This is a genomic window from Fannyhessea vaginae DSM 15829, assembly GCF_000159235.2.
Lineage (GTDB): Bacteria > Actinomycetota > Coriobacteriia > Coriobacteriales > Atopobiaceae > Fannyhessea > Fannyhessea vaginae.
In genome coordinates, this window is record NZ_ACGK02000001.1 from 685409 (window position 1) to 707951 (window position 22543).

Below are 22543 nucleotides of genomic sequence, written 5' to 3' on the forward strand. Positions count from 1 at the left end.
ACTACAATTTCAGCTAGAAGTTATTTTGGCGCGCTGCCAAAAAGCAAGAATGTCCCAGCATACACAGAGATCATAATCGCACATAGGGGAATGATAAAACAGAAAGCAATAAATATACGATCATTTATAGATGTGGTACTTGTCCGTGCATGCGTCCTTTTACACGAGCCTCCAAATCCTCGCGCTTGCATTGCTTTTGCTAAGTTAACCGATCTTCTGATCGATAGGACAAAAAGTGCAAATGCTTGAGGAAAGAATGCTTTAACAGGACTTTTATCACCAATGCCTCGCGAACGACGTGCTGCACATAAAGCCGTCCAGTCTTCTTGCAGTACACCCAATAAGCGCATACCTGCAAGTCCTCCATATACAAAACGGTCAGGTAAATGAACAAGTTGCGTCCAAGCATCTGCTAATGCTGTTGCGTCAATACCTATAACCGTAACAATGGATGGAACGCCTATTGCAAGAATACGGATTGCAGTTGCAAGTGCAAGCGAACTTGAAAGATCGCTGATATGAATAAAGCCCCAATCAAACCAAATTGCACCTCCACTTTTACCATAAAGCCACACTGCTAATGCAGAACTAGGTGCACCTATCCAAACAGGCCAAGAGAGTTTTATTACTTTACAAGGTTTTATGTTGATACACGCGCATGCAATAAAGTCAAGTATAAGCGCGCAAGTTGCAGATACCCAGTCCAGGGTAAAAAGTAAAGGGATTGCAAAAATGAGCGCACCAAACATGCGAGTTGCAGGATTAAGCGAGGCAAGAAAAGGAGAAACGCTTGAGGTTGGGATTTCTTCGGCGCGCTCGTTGACGTTAGTTACCTGTATCGACTGCGGAATACGCGACTTTTTTTGTGTTAATAGAATTGTGTGCGCGTGCAATTTTTTGATTAAGAGTTTATCGTGGGTTACAACTACAATGCATATTCCTTGTGATTTGAGTTTCTTAAGCAATTTCACAATTTCTGTCCAGCACTTATAATCTTGTCCATACGTTGGCTCGTCCAATATTAAAATTTTTGGTTGTGCCGCAAGAGCTGCAGCTACGGTAAGACGTCTTTTTTCTCCACCAGATAATGTGTATGGATTTGCTTGTTCATAGGAATCCAATCCAAACGTCTTTAAAAGTGTCCGCGCTTGTTCGCGTTGGTTGTATATATCTAATGTGGGAGAGCTTAACGATACGCCAAGCATAACTTCATCTAAAACTGTTGAACGCGCAAACTGATGCTCTGGATTTTGAAATACATACGATATACGCCGAGCTAAATCCTTTGAATTCCATGTCAGGGGATTTGTTGTGTCAAGGCCTGCACATAATGATGTGTGTGCATGGAGTTCTCCGCATATAGGATTTAGAAGACCTGCGATTGTAAGCGCAAGTGTTGTTTTGCCCGTTCCGTTTTCTCCTATAAAAGCATAAGCTTCACCTGCGTGGAAGTCCATATTGATATGCGTTGCAATCGGTGTATCTGTACGCCCGATAGCTAGATTATGTGCGCTTAGTAAAAGCGGATGTGTTGTGTTTGCAGGGCATGTCTTGCTTGGCGTGCTTTGTAAGTGGGGTGCTATTGATGTCGTTGAGTTGCTCTCAAACAAATCTAAAGCAAACGATTGTTTTTGTTTATAAAACGATTGTTTTTGTTGATATACACGTGGTACCCAAATTCCTAAATCTTTCCAGGGTAAGTCTGTTCTAGAAAACACTTCATCAGGCGTTCCATCTGCCACGATAATGGTTTGGTTATCATCTTTTGAGCTTAAGATGGTAGATGTCGTCGTATGTAAGCGTTCGTGTGTTTTTTCATCATGAGTAAGATAACTCTTTTGCCCAAGAATAATAACCCTATTAACGATATCAAGCCAAGGTTGGATATGATGCTCCACGAGCATCATGGTTGCATTGGTAGTTTTAAGAACGTGGTGTGTTGCTGCAACTATTTGCTTTGTGCCCACAGGGTCTAGATTTGCTGTTGGTTCATCTAACAAAAGTATCCGAGGCTGCATAGCAAGAGCTCCTGCAAGCGCAAGCCGTTGCATTTGACCTCCACTTAAATGCCCGGTATTGCGATGAAGTTGGATATCCTGAAGCCCCACTTCTTGTAAGCATGTGTGTACACGTTTCCAAATTTCTGGTTTTTGAACGCCTAGGTTTTCGCATCCAAAAGCGACGTTGTCACCTAATTTCTCAAAAATCATCTGAGCGTTAGGGTCTTGCATAACAAGAGCTACATCGCCTCGTGCTTGGGCGAGAGGTTTATTGTCTATATAAATGGAGCCTTCACATATGCCGCCGTCATCGTCTTGTGTTTTTGCGGATCCGCTTGTATTGCCAATAAGCCCTGCTGCGCCTTCAAGAATGGTTGATTTTCCAATTCCTGATGCGCCTAATAACAAAACACGCTCACCAGCATGAATGGTTAAATCCAAATTTCGTACGGCAAAATTGTTTCTGCATGCATGAGCATAACCCCATTTAGAAAAACGTAATGTAGCACGAGTGTCATTCATGTTGATGAGTGTGTAGAAATTCTTGTTACGATGCTAATGTTTGCGTACTTCGCGACCCGAAGCAAAGGAATCTAATGCGCCAGTTTGGGCGAGTTTGAGGTAAAGGAACCACATAAGCAGTCCTGCAATGACAATACCAGATACAACTGACGATACAAGGTAGGTAACGCCATACTTACCCAAAATATCAATACCTTGAAAGTGTTTGATAAAGCTATATCCCCAAGCAGCCACACCTGTAAGAGCGCCCGATAAAAGCATGGTGTCTAAAGACCAGCGCTTATAGCAAAATATAGCAAATGCCAATTCTGCGCCCACGCCTTGAATGAGGGCAATAATAATAGTCGGAGCACCGCCCCATTGATTACCAAGCAATGCTTCCAAAACGCCTGCTACAAGTTCGGCGTAGATTGCTGCGCCAGGTTTTCTTACGATAACAGCACCAAGAGGCGCGGCAAACAAGAATAAGCCATTAAGCAGGCCGTTAAGACCAGGGAGCATACCATTAAGAAGATGGCTTGGAATTGACCAGCCAATAGCAATAAGCCAGTAAATAAGAGCGGAAACAACGCCAATAACCGAAGCAACGGTAATATCAACAACACGCCAGCGTAAATTAGATGTTTCTTGTGACATACAACTGCCTTTCTCATAAAGTTTATATGAGGGTGCGGCTTGAGAGCATGGTATTCACTGATCTTTTGCTGCGCTCATTTATCCGAGGTGAGTATACAACACCGCATAGCGCTTTGTACGCTATGCGGCGGTAATTAAAAATATTTTTCACGTTTTACATATGAAAATATTACTTACGTGGTTTTGAGTGTTTTTTGAGTCCACATAAGCTTGTTAAGAAGCCTAATACCGACAACGATCCTACAACTTGCGATGCTGCACCTGCATCAGAAGTTTGAGGCGTCATGTGTTTGTTATTATCTTTGATATTGTCTTGGTTATGGTTACCTTGTTGTTGATTGTTTTGACCGCCTTGATCATTTTGACCGTCCGTGGGTTGTCCAGGATTATGGTGTGGAGTTGGTGGAGTTGGTGGTTGCGGCGTGGGATCTTTCTTAAAGGTCCACGTTCCCACAAATGTTACATCGCTGGATATATGAGAAACATTTGATGTGTTCCAACCCGTAAAAGTCCAAGTTCCTTGTGCGTCTTTGTCTTTAACGGTTGTTGTAGCCAATTTATCTGCATTAACACTCGTGCTTTCGTATGCTTTTGTTGCAGTTGGCAAAAGCTTAGTTACACTCTTAGGCAAAGCCTGTTTTGCGTCTGTTCCATTTACAAATGAATAAGTTACGTTAAATTCCTTTGCACCACGGATATTGAATGAGACATCACCTAGGACATATCCTTTATCGCCCCACATAAGATTATCGCCATTAGGATTGGCGTAATACAATACCGACCATACTTTTCCGTCTTTGGTGTTCACAAAGGTAAAGGTATTATTCTTATGGTCAACAGTTCCAACGCTGTTCAGATATGCGCCGTTACCTTCGGTATCGTTATAAATGTCAAAATACAATGGCTTAGACGCGTCTTGACCACGCTTTGCCACAACCTGGGTAAAACGATAGGGGATTGGCTGAGATTTTGATTTTTGGGGATTGTCTTTATCAGGAACGAGCACAACATCAGGCAAATGCTGTGCAACAAAAGGTGTGGCATGTTGAATATCTTGCATGTTTTTAGGTAAAATGCTCCAGTACTTTTTCAAGTCGAGCTTACTCAGGTCACCATTATCAACAATTTTTGTTATCTTATTCCACCCAAAGGCTTGAGAGCCAATAGTTTTCAGCGTAGAGGGAAGCGTAACAGAGCTAATGTTGTTTTCTCTGAACGCAACAGCATCAATTTCTGTTACTCCCTCGGGAATAGTAACTTCGCCACTAATGCTGTTCCACCAAAATGCAGCGTACCCGATTTTTTTCAGTGTTGAAGGAAACGTTACGCTTTTAATAAGTCCATCGTATCGCTTACTCGAATTAGAAAATGCTTGCCCATCAATTTCAGTGATACCTTCAGGAATAACAAGTTTGCCGCCCGATTTTTTGAGCTTCTCGATACCTGATGCCAACAGACCTCCTGGAGCTGTACCATCAGTTGATCTTCTATCAACAATTTTTGTGTCATCGTGCTCATCGAGGTAGAAGTCATTTTTTGTCCATACTATTGGATCTTGTTTTTGACTACGCAATTCTTGCTTAGATATCTGCTGGGGGGGGTTGTTTCAGTAGCAAGCGCAAGTGTAGATGGCGCAATGCACAGACCACACGTAATAGCAGCGATAACACATGATTTTTGTAATACTAAATTCATGGTATACAACCTTTCGTATCTAATTATCGCGAAATAATGCTTTATTTATAGTAGTCGTATCCTTAAGAAATGTATACATAATTAAAAGATTATTAACGTAAAATCAATGTCTTTTATAACGAGGGAATTATTCCAGTAAGCATTTTGTTAAGCCTCCAGCTGTCGTCGGTGATAGTCAGACACCTTGTTAAAATTGTATTTTCAAATCAAGGGAGCGCTTATGAGACGCAACCTAAACTAAGGGCTATAAACTGTTCAAAACAAATTTTATGCGGCTCCCCAGTGTATTCTTGCAGGTAACATGCGTCACAAATGTGTATGGGTAACGAAACTATTCATACGCGGTAAGCGGTATAGGTTTAGCGGTAAACGGTATAAAAAAGATTTTCAAGCTAATTCTTATCTCGACCACGTAAACTATAGGTAACACTTTGGAAACGTTTCCAAAATATTAGATGCCCTTGGGCGAGAGGAGTTGTGAGACATGCTCAATCGTAGGAACTTCATTAAGGCGGGTCTCGGTTTAAGCGCAGGTATGCTTGTTCCGTTTGCTGCAGGTTGTCAAGATGATAAGGCTTCTTCAGGCAAAAAAGGTGAAGCTAAAGGTCACGTATACTACCTTAACTTTAAACCAGAATCTGACGAGCAGTGGAAAGAGATTGCCGAGATTTATAAAGAAGAAACTGGCGTTGAAGTTACTGTTAAAACAGCAGCTGCAGGTCAATATGCTTCTACCTTAAAGTCTGAAATGGGTAAAAGCGAAATGCCTACGCTTTTCCAAACCAACGGTCCTGTAGGCTTAGCAGGCTCTATTGATTACTGTGCTGATTTGGATGACTCAGAAATCGTTAAAAACTGCACCAACGATGCATTTAAGCTTAAAGGTGACGACGGCAAGATTAAAGGTATCGCTTACGTAATTGAGAGCTACGGTATTATCTACAACAAAAAACTTCTTGAAAAAGCTGGTCACAGTGCAGACGAAATCACCAACTTTGAGAGCTTCAAGAAGGTTGTTGAAGACATTACTAAGCGTAAAGGCGAGCTTGGCTTTAGCGCATTTAACGCACCAGGTATGGATAAATCTTCCGACTGGCGTTTTAAGACTCACCTTGCAAACCTTCCTATTTACTATGAATACAAGAAGGACAATATCCAATCTACTAAGGCTATTAAGGGTACTTACCTTGACAACTATCGTAAGATTTGGGATCTCTACATTAACAACTCAACTACAGATCCAAGCCTTCTTACCACAAAAACCGCTGATGACTGCACCAATGAATTTGTAACAGGTAAAGCAGTATTTTATCAAAACGGTACCTGGGAGTACGAGAAGATTCAAGACCTCGGCGATGAGAACTTGGGCATGCTTCCAATTTACATTGGTGTTGAAGGTGAAGAGAACCAAGGACTTTGCACTGGTTCTGAGAACTACTGGTGTGTTAACAAAAAAGCTAAACCTGAAGACGTTCAAGCAACTCTTGACTTTATGAATTGGTGCACCAACTCTGATAAGGGTGTTAAATGCCTTTGTGGTGGTAAGGAAGCTCTTCCTTCTGGTGCTAACGGTTGTGGCTTTACCATTCCATTTAAGAAGAATCTTGAAAGTGCTAACCCACTTGTTAATATTGCTAACAAATATGTTGCTGATGGTAAAACTCCTGTTGACTGGTGCTTTGCAACTATGCCATCTGAAGAGTGGAAGAACGGCGTAGGTTCTGCATTGGTTGCATATGCTGCAGCTCAAAATGACAGCAACTGGGGCGCAGTTGTTAAAGCATTTGTTGACGGCTGGAAGACAGAAGCTGAAAAGGCTAAGAACTAATAAGTCCTTAAAGCTCGTAAATGTGGCATTTATCACGTTTTAATTGTGATAGAGATGTAAGGGTTCGCGGAGGACATAGCACGTTGTTCTCCGCGTTTATTACATGTAAGGGAGGTTTGTTAGCATGGAAAAGTCTATAAAGAAGTACTGGCTTATCTTTTTGGTACCAACTCTTGCTTCTTTTGCTATTGGTTTTGTTTTTCCGTTTATTATGGGATTGGTTCTTTCCTTTACCCACTTTACGACTGTAACCGATGCAACTTTTAATGGCTTTGAAAACTATATTGATGCGTTCAGTGATAATTTATTCCAACATGCATTTTGGTACACTGCAGCGTTTGCGGTTGTTTCTGTCATCGTTATTAATGTTGTTGCGTTTGCGATTGCTATGGCGTTAACAGGAAAACTTAAAGGAACCAATATTTTCCGTACATCATTTTTTATGCCTAACCTAATTGGTGGTATCGTTTTAGGCTATATCTGGCAGCTTATCTTTAATGGTGTTTTACAACAATACCAACAGACAATCAGTTTGAATGAATGGTACGGTTTTGTAGGTCTGGTTATCTTGGTTTCCTGGCAACAAATTGGTTACATGATGATTATTTATGTTGCCGGTTTACAATCAATTCCAACCGATGTTTTGGAAGCTGCACAAATTGACGGTGCCAATGCATGGCAGCGTTTGTGGAATGTTACTATTCCAATGATGATGCCCTCCATTACCATTTGCTTGTTCTTGTCATTAACAGGCGGTTTCAAACTCTTTGATCAAAACCTTTCCCTTACGGCAGGCGAGCCGGCTCATATGTCCGAAATGCTTGCACTTAATATTTTTGATACGTTCTATGGCAGAACGGGCTGGGAAGGTGTCGGACAGGCTAAAGCCGTTGTGTTCTTCTTCCTTGTTACTATTTTGGGTCTTATTCAGCTCCAAATTACCCGTAAGAGGGAGGTGCAACAATAATGAAAGAAAGAAAAAGACTTTTATCTATTATAGGAACTGTTGTCTTTTCGATTTTCAGTATTGCGTGGCTTATACCTATCGTCATTATTGTAATGAACTCCTTTAAGAAAAAGAGCTTCATTCAATCCATACCTTTTGATTGGGTTACTCCTGAAACATTTGCCAAATTTGCTAACTATACGGCCGCACTTAGAAAATACCACTTACTGGATGCGGTTGGTTGGACAGTGTTAATAACCGTTGGCTCGGTAATTGTTATCCTCATTTGCACGTCAATGTGTGCATGGTATATTACCCGTGTTAAAAGCAAGGTAAGTAAATTTATTTATTTGCTCTGTGTATTTTCAATGGTTGTTCCTTTCCAAATGGTTATGTTTACGCTCTCCTTTACTGCAGACCGTCTACACCTCAATACTCCTTGGGGTATCATCATCGTATATCTAGGGTTTGGTGCTGGACTTGCGGTATTTATGTTCTGCGGTTTTGTAAAGAGTATTCCTGTAGAGATTGAAGAAGCTGCACTTATCGATGGTGCAAGCCCTCTTCGCGCGTTCTTTACGATTGTATTACCTATTATGAAACCAACCTACATTTCTGTTGGTATTCTTGAAACCATGTGGATCTGGAACGACTTCCTACTTCCGTATCTTGTTTTGGATACCAATAAATACAAGACTATCTCTATTGTTATTCAGTTTATGAAGGGTAGTTATGGTCGTGTAGACATGGGTGCTATCATGGCGGCACTTGTATTGGCTGTTATTCCTGTTATTGTCTTCTATCTTGCATGCCAGAAGTACATTATCAAAGGCGTTGCAGCTGGTGCTGTTAAAGGTTAGTTTCTATGAACATTAAGGATATTGCGCGGATATCGGGTTATAGCGTAGGAACGGTGTCTCGTGTCTTAAACAGCAGTTCAAATGTGAGCCAAAAAGCACACGATCAAGTTATGGGTGTGGTAGATAAGTATCATTTTGAACCTAATGCTAATGCACGTAGCTTAAAGAGAACCGATACCCATTCCATCGCAGTTATGGTTAAAGGTCGCTACAATCCTTTATTCGCCAATATCCTTGAAAAGCTTCATACGTACCTTGACATGCGCGGTGAAGATGTATATGTTGCATATTTGGACGAAGATGAAAACGAAGTGCAATTTGCGCTTCGGTATCAGAAAGCCCATAATCCGCGTGGTATAGTTTTTCTTGGCGGTGAGCTTGAGTATTTCAAGCAAGATTTTTGTCAAATTGTGTGTCCGTGTGTCGTAATTACCAATTCAACACAAACATTGCCTTTTACTAATTTATCGTGTGTTTTAACAAACGATGGGCAAGCGTCTTCGGATATTGTTGACGTTTTGATTCAGGCACATCATTCAAAAATTGCAGTTATTGGAGGAAATCTTTCTCAAGGACAAATTAGCCTGAGAAGACTTTCGGGAGCTATTAGAAGATGTGCACAAGCAAAAATACCTTTCGATATGAGTTTGCAGTATGAACCTTGCCATTTTTCAATGCGAGAAGGGTACGATGCCTTGCTTCGTGTTCTAAAACGTGTGCCCCAAACAACTGCGATTTTTGCGTTGGGTGATGTGATTGCGATTGGAGTTATGAGAGCTTTGCGTGATATTGGAAAGTCTGTTCCCCAAGATATTTCCCTTGTTGGTTTTGACGGTATTGAATCTTCTCAATTTTGTATTCCACGCCTTACAACAGTCAGACAGGATACAACACGTTTAGCTGAGAGGGGGGCAGCGATTTTACTGTCTATGATCGAAGGTACATCTCGAGGTAGTGTCTGTGAAATTGTTGACCATACTGTGTTAAAAGGTGAAACTGTTAAAAATCTGTCTGAATTAGATAACTAGCGTTATGATAGACATTTGTTTAGTGTTGGATGTTTGCTTGAAAGGAGAGAAGTCTTTATGCGTTCTGCAGGAATTTTACTGCCTATAACCGCTTTGCCTTCTCCTTATGGTGTGGGTACAATGGGTCAATCAGCTCGTGACTTTATTGATTTTTTGCACGATTCGTCTCAAACGTACTGGCAGGTTCTCCCTATTGGTCCTACGAGTTTTGGTGATTCACCATATCAGAGTTTTTCTACCTTTGCAGGTAATCCTTATCTAATTGATTTGGATACGCTTATTGCTGAAGGTCTTTTAACTCAAAATGACGTTGATTCGGTGAAATGGGGTGCCGATCCTCAAAAGGTTGATTACGGTCTACTTTATAAAACTCGCTTTAATGTATTGCGTAAAGCAGTTAAAAAATTATGGGATGATCATACCTTTGAAGTTTCTCAATTTTGTAAACTTGAGCATTCCTGGTTAGATGACTATGCGCTTTATATGTCCTTAAAGGATGCAAATGACTCAAAGCCTTGGACTTCTTGGCCAGAGACTGTTCGTCTACGTGAGCCTCAAGCTTTAGAGCAAGCTCGTAAAAACTTATCAGCTGATATCAAATTTTGGCAAGGTGTCCAGTATTTCTTTTATAAGCAGTGGGGTGAACTTCACTCGTATGCTCATGACAACGGTGTTCAGATTATCGGTGATTTGCCAATCTATGTTGCAGCAGACAGTGTTGACACCTGGTCTCATCCAGAGCAATTTCAACTCGATGAGTTTAGATTGCCTACAGAAGTAGCGGGGTGTCCTCCCGATGGTTTTTCTGCAACTGGTCAACTCTGGGGAAATCCTCTTTTCAACTGGGATGTTATGAAAAAAGATGGATATTCATGGTGGCTCACACGTATTTCAGCGCAGTTTAGACTTTTTGATGTTTTGCGCATAGATCATTTCCGTGGGTTTGACTCATATTATGCAATTCCTTACGGTGCTCAAGATGCCTCAGGTGGTAGATGGCGAAAAGGTCCAGGTATTGCGTTCTTTAATCAACTTAATAAGAAGCTTGGTAAACGCAATATCATTGCTGAGGATTTAGGGTTTCTTACTCCATCAGTTATTAAACTTCTTAAAGATTCTACTTATCCTGGCATGAAAGTACTTGAATTTGGCTTTGATAGCCGCGATTCTGGTGGTAGAACCTATCAACCACATAATTATCCAAAAAATTGTGTTGCCTACGTTGGAACGCATGATAATAGCACGGCACTTGGTTGGTTTGAAAGTGTTGATAAAAAAGACGCTGATTATGCACGCAAATATTTGCATATAGCAGACGGTGAAAGTGTTGCATGGGCTGCTATGCGTGGTATTTGGTCATCTGTGGCCAACACTGCAATCGTGCAAATGCAGGACGTTTTGGAACTTGATGATTCTGCGCGTATTAACGTTCCTTCCACCTTGGGCTCTAACTGGACATGGCGCTATAAAGCAGGTGATCTTTCTGACAAACTTGCAAAACGCCTTAAAGATCAGATGTTCTTATATGAGCGTTTGAGCCAGGTTGATATACAAGCACTCGAAGAAGCCGAGGCTGCTCGTAAGGCTCGTGAGGCTAAGAAAACGTTAAAAGATTCGCCAGTATCTAATTCATCACAAGCTGTTTTAGATACTAGTGATGACTCTAAAAAACAATGTAAGTGTGGATCTCGAGGTAAAAAGTAGGTTATGAACATCGGTTTACACTTGGGCAGGATTACAGGGCAATGTTGTTTTGAGTTTGCATGTCTTATATTTTCTACCAGTGTATCTTCGATGAAATAATTATAGGAGGTTGTAGTAGATGAACTTTGAAGATAGAGTTCGCGAATTTTTAAGTCAACATAATGTGGCTCCCGAGGCAGCAACTGGCGAACAGCTTATGCAAGCATTGACAAGCGCTCTTCGCCAAATGCAGTTTGATGCGCCAAAAACACAAGGTAAGCGTAAACTGTATTACTTTTCTGCTGAGTTTTTGGTAGGTCGTCTGCTTCGTGCCAATCTTATTAATTTAGGTTTGGTAGATAGAGCAGAGGCTCTTCTTCAAGGTTGGGGCACTACTTTAGCCGAGGTTGAGGATTGTGAGCCCGAGCCTTCTTTAGGTAACGGTGGTTTGGGTCGTCTTGCGGCTTGCTTTATGGATTCAATTGCCTCTCTTGGATTGCCTGGAGATGGTGTTGGTCTTAATTACCATTATGGATTATTCCGTCAGGATCTTTCTCAAGGCTATCAGCTTGAAGAGCCTAATCCTTGGATTGAGCGTGAATCTTGGCTTTGTTCTACTCCATTTACTTTTGATGTTCCTTTTGCATTTGGTAATTTGCGCGCCAAGCTTTTTGACATTGAAGTACCGGGTTATAAAAATGGTGTGGTAAATCGTCTACATCTTTTTGATGTCGAAAATCCAGCGCCTGCACCCGAACATGGTATTTCGTTTAATAAGAATGATATCGAGCACTGCCTCACTTCATTTTTGTATCCTGACGACTCTGATGAAGCTGGACGTCTTTTGCGCGTATATCAGGAATATTTCATGGTTTGTGCAGGTGCTCAACTTATTCTTCATGAGATGGACGAAGCAGGTCATCCACTTGACCAGCTTGATAAGTTTGTAGCTGTCCACATTAACGATACGCATCCTTCTATGGTTATCCCCGAACTTATTCGTCAGCTTGTTGCACGAGGTGTTTCGGTTGATAGAGCTGTAGAAATTGTAGAAAATACTTGTGCATATACCAATCACACTATTTTGGCAGAAGCTCTCGAAACATGGCCAATTGACTTTATTTCTCGTGTTGCACCTCAGCTTGTACCTATTATTCAAGACCTTGATCGTCGTGCGCGTCTTCGTACACAAAACGAAAAGCTTGCTATTTTGGACAAGAATAATGTTGTTCACATGGCTCATATGGATGTTCATTTTTGTTGCAAAGTTAATGGAGTTGCCGCACTTCACACCAAGATTTTGGAAGAGTCGGAAATGCACGGCTTCTACCAGCTTTATCCCGATAAGTTTAACAACAAGACTAACGGTATAACTTTTAGACGTTGGCTTATGGGATGCAACCCCGATCTTGCCAATTTGATTACCCAAACCATTGGTGATTCATGGATTAAAGATGCATCTCAATTAGAGCGCCTTCTTGATCATGTTAACGATGAAAATCTTCTGAACGCACTTGATGCTATTAAGACTTCTAATAAAAAACGTCTTGCTGCATGGCTTGAGAAAAAAGAGGGCGTTCAAATTGACACTAACGCTGTTTTTGACGTACAAATTAAACGTCTTCATCAGTACAAGCGTCAGCAAATGAATGCTTTGTATGCTATTTGGAAATACCTTGATATTAAAAATGGACACATTCCTTCTCGTCCGTTGGTAATGTTTTTTGCCGCAAAAGCTGCGCCTGCATATATTCTTGCAAAGGATATTATCCATGTGTTGCTTTGCCTTTCAAAACTCATTGCAAATGATCCAGCTGTTTCTCCTTGGCTTAAGATTGTTGTCATTGAAAACTATAATGTAACCGTTGCTGAACATCTTATTCCTGCGGCTAATATCTCTGAGCAGATTTCACTTGCTTCTAAAGAGGCTAGTGGTACAGGTAATATGAAGATGATGGCAAATGGTGCGCTGACCTTGGGTACGCAAGACGGAGCCAATGTAGAGATCGTAAATCTTGTTGGCAAAGAGAATGCGTATGAGTTTGGTCGCACCTCAGAAGAGGTTATTAAGCTTTACGCAACTAACGGTTATCATCCTACCGACTTCTGGAAGGGAAGCGACATTGAGCGTTTGATCGACTTTATCGTTTCGCCTGAGATGCTTGCAATTGGTCAGTCAGAGAGCTTAACCCGTGTTTACAAGGATCTTTTGTCGCATGACTGGTTTATGACCTTGCTTGATATCGAAGATTACATCAAGACTAAGGAACAATGTCTTGCAGACTTTGAAGATCGTCACGCTTGGATTAAGAAAACGCTTATTAATATTGCTCATGCAGGGTTCTTCTCGTCTGATAGAACAATTGCAGAGTACAACCGTGACATTTGGCATTTAGTTTAGTGTTCACGAACTTCGTGATACACTTAAATGCAGGTAATTGAGGGGATAATGGCATTACGCCGAACATATAAGGTGTGTTGATAGAAAGGATTAATCATGGCAGAGGTAAAGCTTCAGCATATCGAGAAAATTTATCCTAATACCGAGAAACAAAAGGGTGCTAAAAAGCATAAACATAACCTCAAAGTAACCGACGAGGGTGTTGTAGCGGTAGAGGATTTTAATCTTGACATTGCTGATAAGGAATTTATCGTACTCGTAGGTCCTTCTGGTTGTGGTAAATCTACTACCTTACGTATGGTTGCTGGTTTGGAAGAAATCACCCGTGGTGATCTCCTCATTGGTGGCAAACGTATGAACGATATTCCTCCTCGTGAGCGTGATATCGCTATGGTATTTCAAAACTATGCTCTTTACCCTCATATGACTGTTCGTGCGAACATGGAATATCCTTTAAAGCTTCGCAAGATGGATAAGGACCAAATTAAGCAACGTGTTGATCAAGCTGCAGAAATTTTAGGTATTACCGAGTATCTTGATCGTAAGCCAAAAGCTCTTTCGGGTGGTCAACGTCAGCGTGTTGCTATTGGTCGTGCTATTGTTCGTGAGCCTAAAGTTCTGCTGATGGATGAGCCGCTTTCAAACCTGGATGCAAAGCTTAGAAACCAAATGCGTGCCGAGATCATTAAATTGCGCCAACGTATTGACACAACCTTTATTTACGTTACACACGACCAAACCGAAGCTATGACGCTTGGTGACCGTATTGTAATTATGAAGGATGGTATGGTTCAACAAGTTGGTGCTCCTCAAGAGGTCTTTGACCATCCTGCAAATCTCTTTGTTGCAGGCTTTATTGGTGTTCCTCAAATGAACTTCTATGATGCTCATTTATATCTTGATGACGAAGGTAAATATGTTGTTGACCTTGCTGGTCATAAAGTTGTTTGCTCACCTGATAAACAAGAGAACCTTAAGAAACATAATGTTCAACCTCAAGATATTACGCTGGGTGTTCGTCCTGAGCATATCGGTCTCTACGGTGAGGGCAGCGATATGATCGAGGGTAAGATCGAAGTTACCGAGCCTATGGGTTCAACGGTACACCTTCATGTTAAGGCTTGTGGTTCTGATACCATTATCATTGCGCAAACCGCAAAGCTTGAAGGAGAGAATCCTGCGAGCTTGCCAATTGGTAGCCCCATTCAGTTTACCTTTGGTGGTAACGTTATGCACTTGTTTAGTAAAGAGAATGAAAAGAACTTGGAATTTGGTGCATAAACTGTCTTTTTAGACTCTGCGTACCCACGATGTGTCTCGTATGCATCGTGGGTTTTATTTTTGATAACAGACTTTTACTCTTATTGCCTAAATCACAGAATATTTATTTTTATGTATACAAAATTCTGTTTACAAACAAACGATTAGTTTTTGTATTATTATGAAGTTTTCAATGCTAAATCCCTATAAGTTACAAAAAAGTTTGCTTTGGTGCACTTCATTTATTTAAAAAATATGTCTATATCCTTGCTAATTCATGCTATATTTAATGTATACAATCTTTTTAATGAATTATTTTTAAAGCGCATCTAAATTGGCAAGGCAAAAGGGGAGTATACGATGGAGCGTTTAGAGTTTTCTGCACGTTGCAACTGTATTGGGTTTGATGCATATGTTCTTGCAAAGCAGATGTCTCTCTCGGTTGATAAAACTCGTCCTTGGTTTGATATGAATTGGAATGCCGAAGTTCCTGCAACTGCTGTCTTTACACTTACTAAAGCAGAACAGATACATTTTCAGGTTATTAAGTCTGCGCTCGCTCTTATCCATCAAAAAACAAATGGCATTGCTCATGGAAAGACAATTAAACTGCCGTATTGGGCAAACCAGAGAAAATATGATAGTTTGCATAAGGATGCACAACCTTGTGATTATCGCATCGCAAATGCGCGTTTAGTTGCGCTTGCGCAGATATTATCGCAGGAAGGATTTGATATTCAGTGGGTACAACCGCAAGAACAGTTTGCGTACGTTATCTCGGGAAATACATTAACTGCTGATGTACGCTTCTAGGGTGTTGTGCTTCGAATATAACTTATACGCTTCTAGGGTGTTGTGCTTTACATATAACTCATGTGAACAAGCTTCCATCATGTCATCAATTTAATCTTTGGTAGATCCTTTGATGTAGAAAATGTATAGTTTTATTAATCGGTGAACGGTCGCATTTTTCGGTAAATACATGTGAAAATAGATTTGCTTATAGATTTTCGTATGACTTATTTGTAATTGCCCACGAAGGTGCTTAATAGAGTCATATGGTATCTCTAAGTGTATCGTGCTTGTTTCAAAGATGAGTCTCTATTGATTTTTGTCTTGAGCACATCTTGCAAGATTTGGGGCATGCTTAGTTGTATAGATCTTGCTGAAATGGGCAACACAACGAGGGAAAGGAATCAACTTCGTGATTAGTTTCCAACAATTTCTTGGAATGCTTCAGGTTAACCCCTTTTTAGCAATTGTTGTTGTACTTGTTTTAGGAACAATTTTTGTTAATGGAGCAACGGATGCGGCAAACGCTATCGCAGAGCCTATAGGCACGCGGTCTATCAGCGTTAATGCCGCTATTTTTATGAGTGTTGTGTGCAACTTTGTTGGACTTGTGGTTATGAGCTTTATCTCCACTGCTGTTGCAGACACCATGAGCGGTATGGTCAATTTTGGCGGCGATACCCATGCAGCTCTTATTGCATTAGCGGCTGCAACCGTAGGTATTGTGGCTTGGGGAGTGGGAGCCTGGGTTTTTGGTATACCAACGTCTGAGTCTCACGCTTTAATTGCTGGTCTAACTGGTGCTGCATTGGCGGTCTCAGGAGATTTAAGCGGCGTTAATATGGGGGAGTGGATGAAAGTAGTCTACGGCCTCATTTTTTCTTCAATCGCTGGTTATGCTGCTGGTTGGGTTGTTGTCAAGATTATCCGCAATGCGTGTCGCAATGTGGATCGAAGACGAGCCGATGAAATTTTTGGTCGCCTACAAGTAATAGGTGCTGCGGGAGTTGCTCTTATGCACGGTGCTCAAGACGGTCAAAAATTTATGTCCACTGCAATGTTGGCAATTGCCCTATCGGCAGGTATGCAGGCTAGTGACCTCAATGGATTTCCATTATGGATTGAAGTTCTGTGCGCTTTGACGATGGCTATAGGTACAGCAGTTGGAGGTAAACGCATTATTAAAAAAGTTGGCATGGAAATGGTACAGATGGAAAAGTACCAAGGTTTTGCCTCTTCGGTTTCGGCTACGGTATCCTTATTTGTGGCAACGCTTACAGGTCTTCCAGTTTCCACAACACATGCAAAAACTGCTGCAATTATGGGGGCTGGTGCTGCTAAAGATGTGCGCAGCGTTAACTGGGCTGTTGCAAAAGAAATGGTTTACACATGGGTGTTTACATTTCCTGGTTGCGGCATTATTGGATTTGTTCTTGCTAAGCTATTTTTACTGGTTTTCTAAGTGTTTTCGCATTTGTGCATGAAGTTCGGCGCAAAGTTTGTCTCGTATTGTCTATGTTGGTAACTGATTATTTAATTTGGTTTACTACGTATGTAAAGGAGCTCATATTATGGGTCGCATAAAAAAAGAGGACGTTTTTTATACCTTGTTTAAAGATTTTGCAAAAGACATCACTAAAGCTGCAGAGGATTATGCAAAGTTGTTACATGACTATCCTACAACTGTTAACCTCATTCCTTTGATGAAATTACATGAGGTGCATTGCGACGAACATGTTAAGAAGATTATGGCAGAGTTATATTCTTCGTTTATTACACCTTTTGATCGTGATGATATCTCTGATTTGGCTCTTCGTATGGACGATATTGTAGACTCAATGGAAGGCGTTGCGATTCGTCTTGAACTTTTTAATACGTCTGGAAGTCGAACAGAAGCAACTCAGCTTGCTGATTTAACTGTTTGTGCAGCAAAAGAGATCGAAAAGATGATCACTTGTTTGCCCGACTATAAAAAGGATAAACAAGCTTTAACCCATTCTATTGAGGTTGGTCATATAGAAGATGAGGGCGATACTGTTTATGAAAGTGCTTTGTATCGTCTGTTCCACGACGAAGATCTTCCTGACGCGCGCCGTGGACATGTTGTTTCCTGGCTTCGTCTTTTTGATCGTATGGAGAACACGCTCAATGCGTGCGATAGAGCGGCTGGTGTGGTAAGAAACGTTATCATGAAAAGCGCGTAATTGCATGAAAGCAATCGATGCTTTTTGGTCGTATAAAGAATCTTGCTATTCGTTTAGAATTTACACGTAAAAAAGTTCCATAAAGCTCTTATGCTTTATGGAACTTTTTGTCCTATACTCCGCTATGCTGGCGTGTAGACACTTGTGTACGGGTGTAGATGCAGACGTCTATGCAGACGCAGATGGGGGGGGCAGGAGTGCATGCGCGCGGGCAGGGGTGCTTGCGCGACATTGTTTCAAGGTTACTTTCTTATTAATTATCTCGAACAATCTCGGATTGTTGTTCATAGATGATACAATACCCATCAAGTTTTATAGAGCTTCGAGCGTGTAAACCGTTCCAAGCGCGCAAAGCTTTTTGGTTGAAATGTAAGAAAAGCTTTCCACGCACGCAATGTTTTCACGTATGACCGTCGTTTGTACCAAGCTCATTCATAGCGTTTAGTTCCTGTAGACTTTTGGAGACGAGGTAGACTATGAACTCACTCATTGCACTTACCGATGCTATAGATTCGTACATGTACTCGTATCTTTTAGTATTTCTTTTGATCTTGTCTGGGGTGTATTTTTCGATTCGTACGCGTTTTGTACAGTTTAGATTGCTTGGCGATATGTTTTCTGTGTTGCTGGAAAAGCGCCACGTCGACGGTCAAGAAGCGGTATCTTCCTTTCAAGCGCTTATGGTCTCCACAGCGTCTCGCGTGGGTACGGGAAATATTGCAGGCGTTGCTACAGCCATTGCCACAGGTGGTCCAGGCGCTGTATTTTGGATGTGGATCATGTCGTGTATTGGCGCCGCGTCTGCGTTCATCGAGTCTACGTTAGCGCAGGTGTGGAAAGTGCGTGGCGACGAGGGAGAGTTTCGCGGAGGCCCTGCGTACTACATTAGTCAAGGGCTTGGAATTCACTGGCTTGGCGTTATTTTTGCAATTTCGCTTATCCTTTGTTTTGCCGTAGGGTTTAACGGGCTTCAGGCATACAATTTGAGCTCGTCTTTTGAGTACTTCATTCCCCAATTTAGGGAATCCCACGCTGATTTTGCGATTGCAACATTGCTTACGGTTACGACAGCGATGATTATTTTTGGTGGAGGCAGACGGATTGGTATGTTGTCTTCCATCATTGTGCCGCTTATGGCACTTGTGTACCTAGGCTTTGCCGTTGTCTTAACCGTGTTTCGTTTTAGCGATTTGCCGCGCGTCTTTTCGCTTATTTTTGCGTCGGCGTTCGATTGGCAATCGATTTTTGGTGGGTTCATGGGGTCAACCGTTGTTATTGGTATTAAGCGTGGTCTTTTTTCGAACGAAGCGGGTATGGGGTCAGCGCCAAATGCTGCAGCAGCGGCTTCGGTATCACATCCCGCAAAGCAAGGTCTCGCGCAAACCCTTTCGGTTTTTATCGATACAATTGCAATTTGTACCTGCAGTGCTATGATCATTCTTCTCTTTTATGTCAGCGGATCGCCAGAGAAACTCAATGGTATGCCGCTTGTGCAGGCAGCCGTCCAAGCAGCGGTAGGAGAAGTAGGCATTTATGTGATAACCTTCGCTATCGTCGCGTTTGCCTTCTCGAGTATTATTGGTAATTATTTCTACGCGGAAAGCAACATCAAGTTCATCAAAAATAATAAAGTTGTGCTCTTCCTCTTCCGCATTCTTTGTTGTATTGCTGTGTTTATGGGTGCACAGTCGAGTTTTGATCTCGCATGGAACGTCTCGGACATTCTCATGGGCATCGAAGCTATGATCAACATCATCGCGATCCTTCTCTTGGGTAAATGGGCTATAGCGGTACTTGTGGACTACCAAGAGCAAAAGAAAAAAGGACTCGATCCGGTATTTGTGGCGAGTGATATTCCTGGCTTGCCTGCATGTGAGTGTTGGAATGCACCGCGCGAAAAACTTGAGCATATGGAGCACGCTCAAGCTAAAGAAGCATACAAACAGCTTTCAGATGAATTGCTTCGCGATTAACAAAGGGCTGCGCGAAACGTGTCACGCATGTGGTCGCTTGCAGTAGGAACAGGTGCCCGCGCGAAACGCTAGCCGCATGCCCGTATAATAGCACGCGCAAAAGAGTATTTTTGCGCGTGTTTTTGGGATATAACTCTATTAGTACCACGTGTACAACATCCTAGACGCTACAACATTACAAATAAACATATATGCTTATCATTAATTGTGTAAAAAATCCAGTAATAATAGCATGTTTGCTTACAGACAAAGACTTATTATGTGTAATAGAATTTATTAAGCACTCTCGCCTGAAAGCAAACTAACCGGAAGAAAATATCCATCTGGAGAGACGCTTTCCCCCTGTATTTTTTTAATCAATAAATCAACGAGAACTTGGGCAATTTCGGGTAATGGCTGTTTAATGGTTGTAAGGTAAGGGTAGTATTGCTGGATAAATGACGTGCCATCATAACCGATGATTTTTAGATCATCGGGAATTGAAATCTTGAGTTGTTGTGCAATTTTAATAACAAGAATAGCTGTCAAATCGTCTGATGTAAAAATAGCATCTGGTTTTAACTGCGATAAAGTTGTTTTGATCTCCATTTCTTTTCGTACGGAAGATAAATCACTTGGTATATTAACAATGTGTGCATGTGGAAGAATAGAAGCAAAGCCTGCATGACGCAAACCTGTTGGTGAGTTTGAATTATCATTTCCTGTAATCATGACAAATGAACTTGCGCCAGTCTTCTTAAGAGTCTGCGCAGCAAGAATGCCACCCGCATAATTATCGGAGGATACAACAGGTATATTAGGCGATAGATTACGATCAAAAGAAATAATAGGTGCAGAGACTCGATTGTAATCTTTTATACCCAGGTTATGGCTCCCCGAAATAATGCCATCAACTTGATTTGCTTCGAGCATTTCTAAGTATTCTCGTTCTTTTTGCGGATCGTGCTCGCTATTACAAATTATGCATTTATAGCCATTTGTGAACAGTTCTTGCTCAATAAGGTCAATGAGTTCAGCATAAAATATATGACCAATCTTTGGAAAAATAAGACCTACTAGCTTGGTTGATTTGCCTTGTAGGCTTCGTGCAAGATTGTTTGGCTTATAGCCTAGAGTTCGCATTGCTTCATTAACTTTGCGAATAGTCTTTTCTGAAAGATAACCCTTTTTATTGATTACACGAGAAACGGTTGTTGCACTTACACCAGCAATTTTTGCAACATCAGTAAGTTTTGTAGCCATAATCTAATTCGTAGTATGTTCCTGTGATGTTTCCGTTAGTTGTAATTCCGTTGTGGCGTGAATATGGAAACACACGTCCAGAAAATACCTTTTCTCCTTTATTTATAAACATTTCAAAAACGGAATTATCAATAAAAATATTAACAGTCGTCGCTTGGTTGTCAATAAAACATGTTCGGGTGCTGCCATATTCTTTTGCAAATTCTTCTCCAACACCGCTACGGTCAACCTTAACGCTATTATGCTTTATGTCAAAAGTTAGGGTAAGGCCTTTTCCGTCTTCATCAGCAAAAAGTGTAATTACGTTCGTACTGTTGGCTTGTAAATGAACCTCTAATTCATAGCAGTTGTTTGTCTGTGCAATATTACAAAGAGGTTTTTGTGATACGCGTAATTCTTTAATAGAAGAAACTGGATACTGATACAATTTCCCGTCTTTGATCCTAAGTTCTTTTACTAGTGATAAGATTCCTTGATAATTATAGCGATCAGTTGGATATGAAGTGTCTGGTAAGCCTATCCAACTTATTGCAAGGACGCGATTATCTTCTGTATTAAATGCTTGCGTAGCATATATATCAAATCCCCAATCAAGGAGTTGAGGCTGAGAGATAGAAGTTATACGAGACTTTTCTGGTATAAATGATGACCCTATTTTATATACATTCGGATAGATATTTTTGTATGAACACACATCTTTATCTAATCCTTGTGGGCAATATATAAGCACAGGGACTTGATCTACAAAAACCAAATTAGGACATTCAATCATATATGAGGTATAGTCATTGGAAAAATCAAGTTCGCCGACCTTTTCCCAGGTACCATAATCATTTTCATGAGACTTATATAACTGTATAGTTCCTTGACGCTTTATTGTTTGTGCACCAATAACTGCATAATATTGGTTATGGTACATAAATATTTGTGGGTCACGAAAATGATCCGTAGTATCCATAGGCTGGTTAATGAGTGGAGTTTTCAATTTTTTCAAATGGCCTTGTTTATCTATGAGAGCACCTAATTGATAGGTATGGCGCTTCCACTGGCGATCGCGCACATTTCCCGTATAAAAAATAAAAAGATTATCTTTTATTTGAAGCGCAGACCCCGAATATGCACCATGGCTATCAAATTTTGTGTCAGGTAAAATCTTTAAACCTGTTGGTGAAAAATGAACAAGGTCATCGCTTTTAAGTTGTACCCAGGATTTTAAACCATGGGTTGCACCAAATGGAAAATGTTGATAAAAGACAATCCATGTGCCATTAAAATAACAAAAACCATTAGGATCGTTGAGGAGCCCCGTTGACGGTTCAATATGGTAATTAGCACGCCATGGTGATTGATTGACACGTTTTTCTATTTCGCAAAGTTCTTCATGGGACCATTGGTCATAGTGTTTATAGGAAAGTTCGCGTGTCCATTTCATGTTCTAGTCCTCCAATTCTTTATGTATGTAACATCATAAAA

16 protein-coding genes are annotated in these 22543 nt (G+C 41.0%); 11 read left to right on the plus strand and 5 right to left on the minus strand.

Features of this window, described 5'->3' with window-relative positions; genetic code table 11:
- Positions 1-20: 20 nt before the first annotated feature.
- The 3 genes from HMPREF0091_RS03005 to HMPREF0091_RS03015 form a co-directional block, all read right to left on the minus strand.
- Positions 21-2522, minus strand: a complete 2502-nt coding sequence (locus tag HMPREF0091_RS03005; protein ID WP_006302785.1) for an ATP-binding cassette domain-containing protein — start codon at positions 2520-2522, stop codon at positions 21-23.
- Positions 2523-2555: 33 nt separating this feature from the next.
- Positions 2556-3158, minus strand: coding sequence for an ECF transporter S component (locus HMPREF0091_RS03010; protein WP_006302786.1), 603 nt, complete (start codon positions 3156-3158; stop codon positions 2556-2558).
- Between the two features lie 169 nt (positions 3159-3327).
- The gene (locus HMPREF0091_RS03015) at positions 3328-4731 is read right to left on the minus strand and encodes a leucine-rich repeat protein (RefSeq protein ID WP_006302787.1); all 1404 of its coding nucleotides are present in this window, start codon (positions 4729-4731) and stop codon (positions 3328-3330) included.
- A gap of 606 nt (positions 4732-5337) precedes the next feature.
- Between HMPREF0091_RS03015 and HMPREF0091_RS03020 the strand changes: the two genes are divergently transcribed.
- The 11 genes from HMPREF0091_RS03020 to HMPREF0091_RS03070 all read left to right on the plus strand — a co-directional run bounded on the left by HMPREF0091_RS03020 (position 5338) and on the right by HMPREF0091_RS03070 (position 19828).
- Complete coding sequence (locus HMPREF0091_RS03020) at positions 5338-6681, plus strand: extracellular solute-binding protein (protein ID WP_006302789.1); 1344 nt, start codon at positions 5338-5340, stop codon at positions 6679-6681.
- 124 nt (positions 6682-6805) lie between these two features.
- A complete protein-coding gene (locus tag HMPREF0091_RS03025; protein ID WP_006302790.1) occupies positions 6806-7648 on the plus strand; it encodes a carbohydrate ABC transporter permease in 843 nt (280 codons plus the stop codon).
- Positions 7648-8487 (plus strand): carbohydrate ABC transporter permease, encoded by an 840-nt coding sequence (locus tag HMPREF0091_RS03030; RefSeq protein ID WP_006302791.1) that lies wholly within the window; start codon positions 7648-7650, stop codon positions 8485-8487. The genes HMPREF0091_RS03025 and HMPREF0091_RS03030 overlap by 1 nt, the downstream gene beginning before the upstream one ends.
- Positions 8488-8492: 5 nt before the next feature.
- Entirely contained in the window at positions 8493-9515 is a 1023-nt protein-coding gene (locus HMPREF0091_RS03035) for a LacI family DNA-binding transcriptional regulator (RefSeq protein WP_006302792.1), read from the plus strand.
- Between the two features lie 57 nt (positions 9516-9572).
- Positions 9573-11219 carry a 4-alpha-glucanotransferase gene (gene malQ, locus HMPREF0091_RS03040; RefSeq protein WP_006302793.1) on the plus strand — a complete coding sequence of 549 codons (1647 nt, stop codon included), beginning with the start codon at positions 9573-9575 and terminating at the stop codon, positions 11217-11219.
- A gap of 118 nt (positions 11220-11337) precedes the next feature.
- Entirely contained in the window at positions 11338-13599 is a 2262-nt protein-coding gene (locus tag HMPREF0091_RS03045) for a glycogen/starch/alpha-glucan phosphorylase (RefSeq protein ID WP_006302794.1), read from the plus strand.
- Between the two features lie 96 nt (positions 13600-13695).
- A complete protein-coding gene (locus tag HMPREF0091_RS03050; RefSeq protein WP_006302795.1) occupies positions 13696-14880 on the plus strand; it encodes an ABC transporter ATP-binding protein in 1185 nt (394 codons plus the stop codon).
- Positions 14881-15219: 339 nt separating this feature from the next.
- The gene (locus tag HMPREF0091_RS03055) at positions 15220-15672 is read left to right on the plus strand and encodes a hypothetical protein (RefSeq protein ID WP_006302796.1); all 453 of its coding nucleotides are present in this window, start codon (positions 15220-15222) and stop codon (positions 15670-15672) included.
- Between the two features lie 391 nt (positions 15673-16063).
- A complete protein-coding gene (locus tag HMPREF0091_RS03060; RefSeq protein ID WP_010241751.1) occupies positions 16064-17113 on the plus strand; it encodes an inorganic phosphate transporter in 1050 nt (349 codons plus the stop codon).
- A 109-nt stretch (positions 17114-17222) separates the two neighbouring features.
- The gene (locus HMPREF0091_RS03065) at positions 17223-17855 is read left to right on the plus strand and encodes a DUF47 domain-containing protein (RefSeq protein WP_006302798.1); all 633 of its coding nucleotides are present in this window, start codon (positions 17223-17225) and stop codon (positions 17853-17855) included.
- A 476-nt stretch (positions 17856-18331) separates the two neighbouring features.
- Positions 18332-19828, plus strand: coding sequence for an alanine/glycine:cation symporter family protein (locus HMPREF0091_RS03070; RefSeq protein ID WP_006302801.1), 1497 nt, complete (start codon positions 18332-18334; stop codon positions 19826-19828).
- Positions 19829-20104: 276 nt separating this feature from the next.
- Here the strand turns inward: HMPREF0091_RS03070 and HMPREF0091_RS03075 are convergent, their stop codons facing one another.
- Together HMPREF0091_RS03075 and HMPREF0091_RS03080 are read right to left on the minus strand one after the other, a co-directional pair.
- Positions 20105-21070 carry a LacI family DNA-binding transcriptional regulator gene (locus HMPREF0091_RS03075; protein ID WP_006302802.1) on the minus strand — a complete coding sequence of 322 codons (966 nt, stop codon included), beginning with the start codon at positions 21068-21070 and terminating at the stop codon, positions 20105-20107.
- Positions 21051-22502, minus strand: a complete 1452-nt coding sequence (locus HMPREF0091_RS03080; protein ID WP_006302803.1) for a sucrose-6-phosphate hydrolase — start codon at positions 22500-22502, stop codon at positions 21051-21053. Before HMPREF0091_RS03080 ends, HMPREF0091_RS03075 begins: the two co-directional genes overlap by 20 nt.
- Positions 22503-22543: the final 41 nt, after the last annotated feature.

Bases quoted from the DNA above. Each gene is read 5' to 3' on its own strand.
- HMPREF0091_RS03005 (WP_006302785.1), bottom strand. From the start codon at position 2,522: ATGAATGACACTCGTGCTACATTACGTTTTTCTAAATGGGGTTATGCT.
- HMPREF0091_RS03010 (WP_006302786.1), bottom strand. From the start codon at position 3,158: ATGTCACAAGAAACATCTAATTTACGCTGGCGTGTTGTTGATATTACC.
- HMPREF0091_RS03020 (WP_006302789.1), top strand. From the start codon at position 5,338: ATGCTCAATCGTAGGAACTTCATTAAGGCGGGTCTCGGTTTAAGCGCA.
- HMPREF0091_RS03025 (WP_006302790.1), top strand. From the start codon at position 6,806: ATGGAAAAGTCTATAAAGAAGTACTGGCTTATCTTTTTGGTACCAACT.
- HMPREF0091_RS03030 (WP_006302791.1), top strand. From the start codon at position 7,648: ATGAAAGAAAGAAAAAGACTTTTATCTATTATAGGAACTGTTGTCTTT.
- HMPREF0091_RS03035 (WP_006302792.1), top strand. From the start codon at position 8,493: ATGAACATTAAGGATATTGCGCGGATATCGGGTTATAGCGTAGGAACG.
- malQ (WP_006302793.1), top strand. From the start codon at position 9,573: ATGCGTTCTGCAGGAATTTTACTGCCTATAACCGCTTTGCCTTCTCCT.
- HMPREF0091_RS03045 (WP_006302794.1), top strand. From the start codon at position 11,338: ATGAACTTTGAAGATAGAGTTCGCGAATTTTTAAGTCAACATAATGTG.
- HMPREF0091_RS03050 (WP_006302795.1), top strand. From the start codon at position 13,696: ATGGCAGAGGTAAAGCTTCAGCATATCGAGAAAATTTATCCTAATACC.
- HMPREF0091_RS03055 (WP_006302796.1), top strand. From the start codon at position 15,220: ATGGAGCGTTTAGAGTTTTCTGCACGTTGCAACTGTATTGGGTTTGAT.
- HMPREF0091_RS03065 (WP_006302798.1), top strand. From the start codon at position 17,223: ATGGGTCGCATAAAAAAAGAGGACGTTTTTTATACCTTGTTTAAAGAT.
- HMPREF0091_RS03070 (WP_006302801.1), top strand. From the start codon at position 18,332: ATGAACTCACTCATTGCACTTACCGATGCTATAGATTCGTACATGTAC.
- HMPREF0091_RS03075 (WP_006302802.1), bottom strand. From the start codon at position 21,070: ATGGCTACAAAACTTACTGATGTTGCAAAAATTGCTGGTGTAAGTGCA.
- HMPREF0091_RS03080 (WP_006302803.1), bottom strand. From the start codon at position 22,502: ATGAAATGGACACGCGAACTTTCCTATAAACACTATGACCAATGGTCC.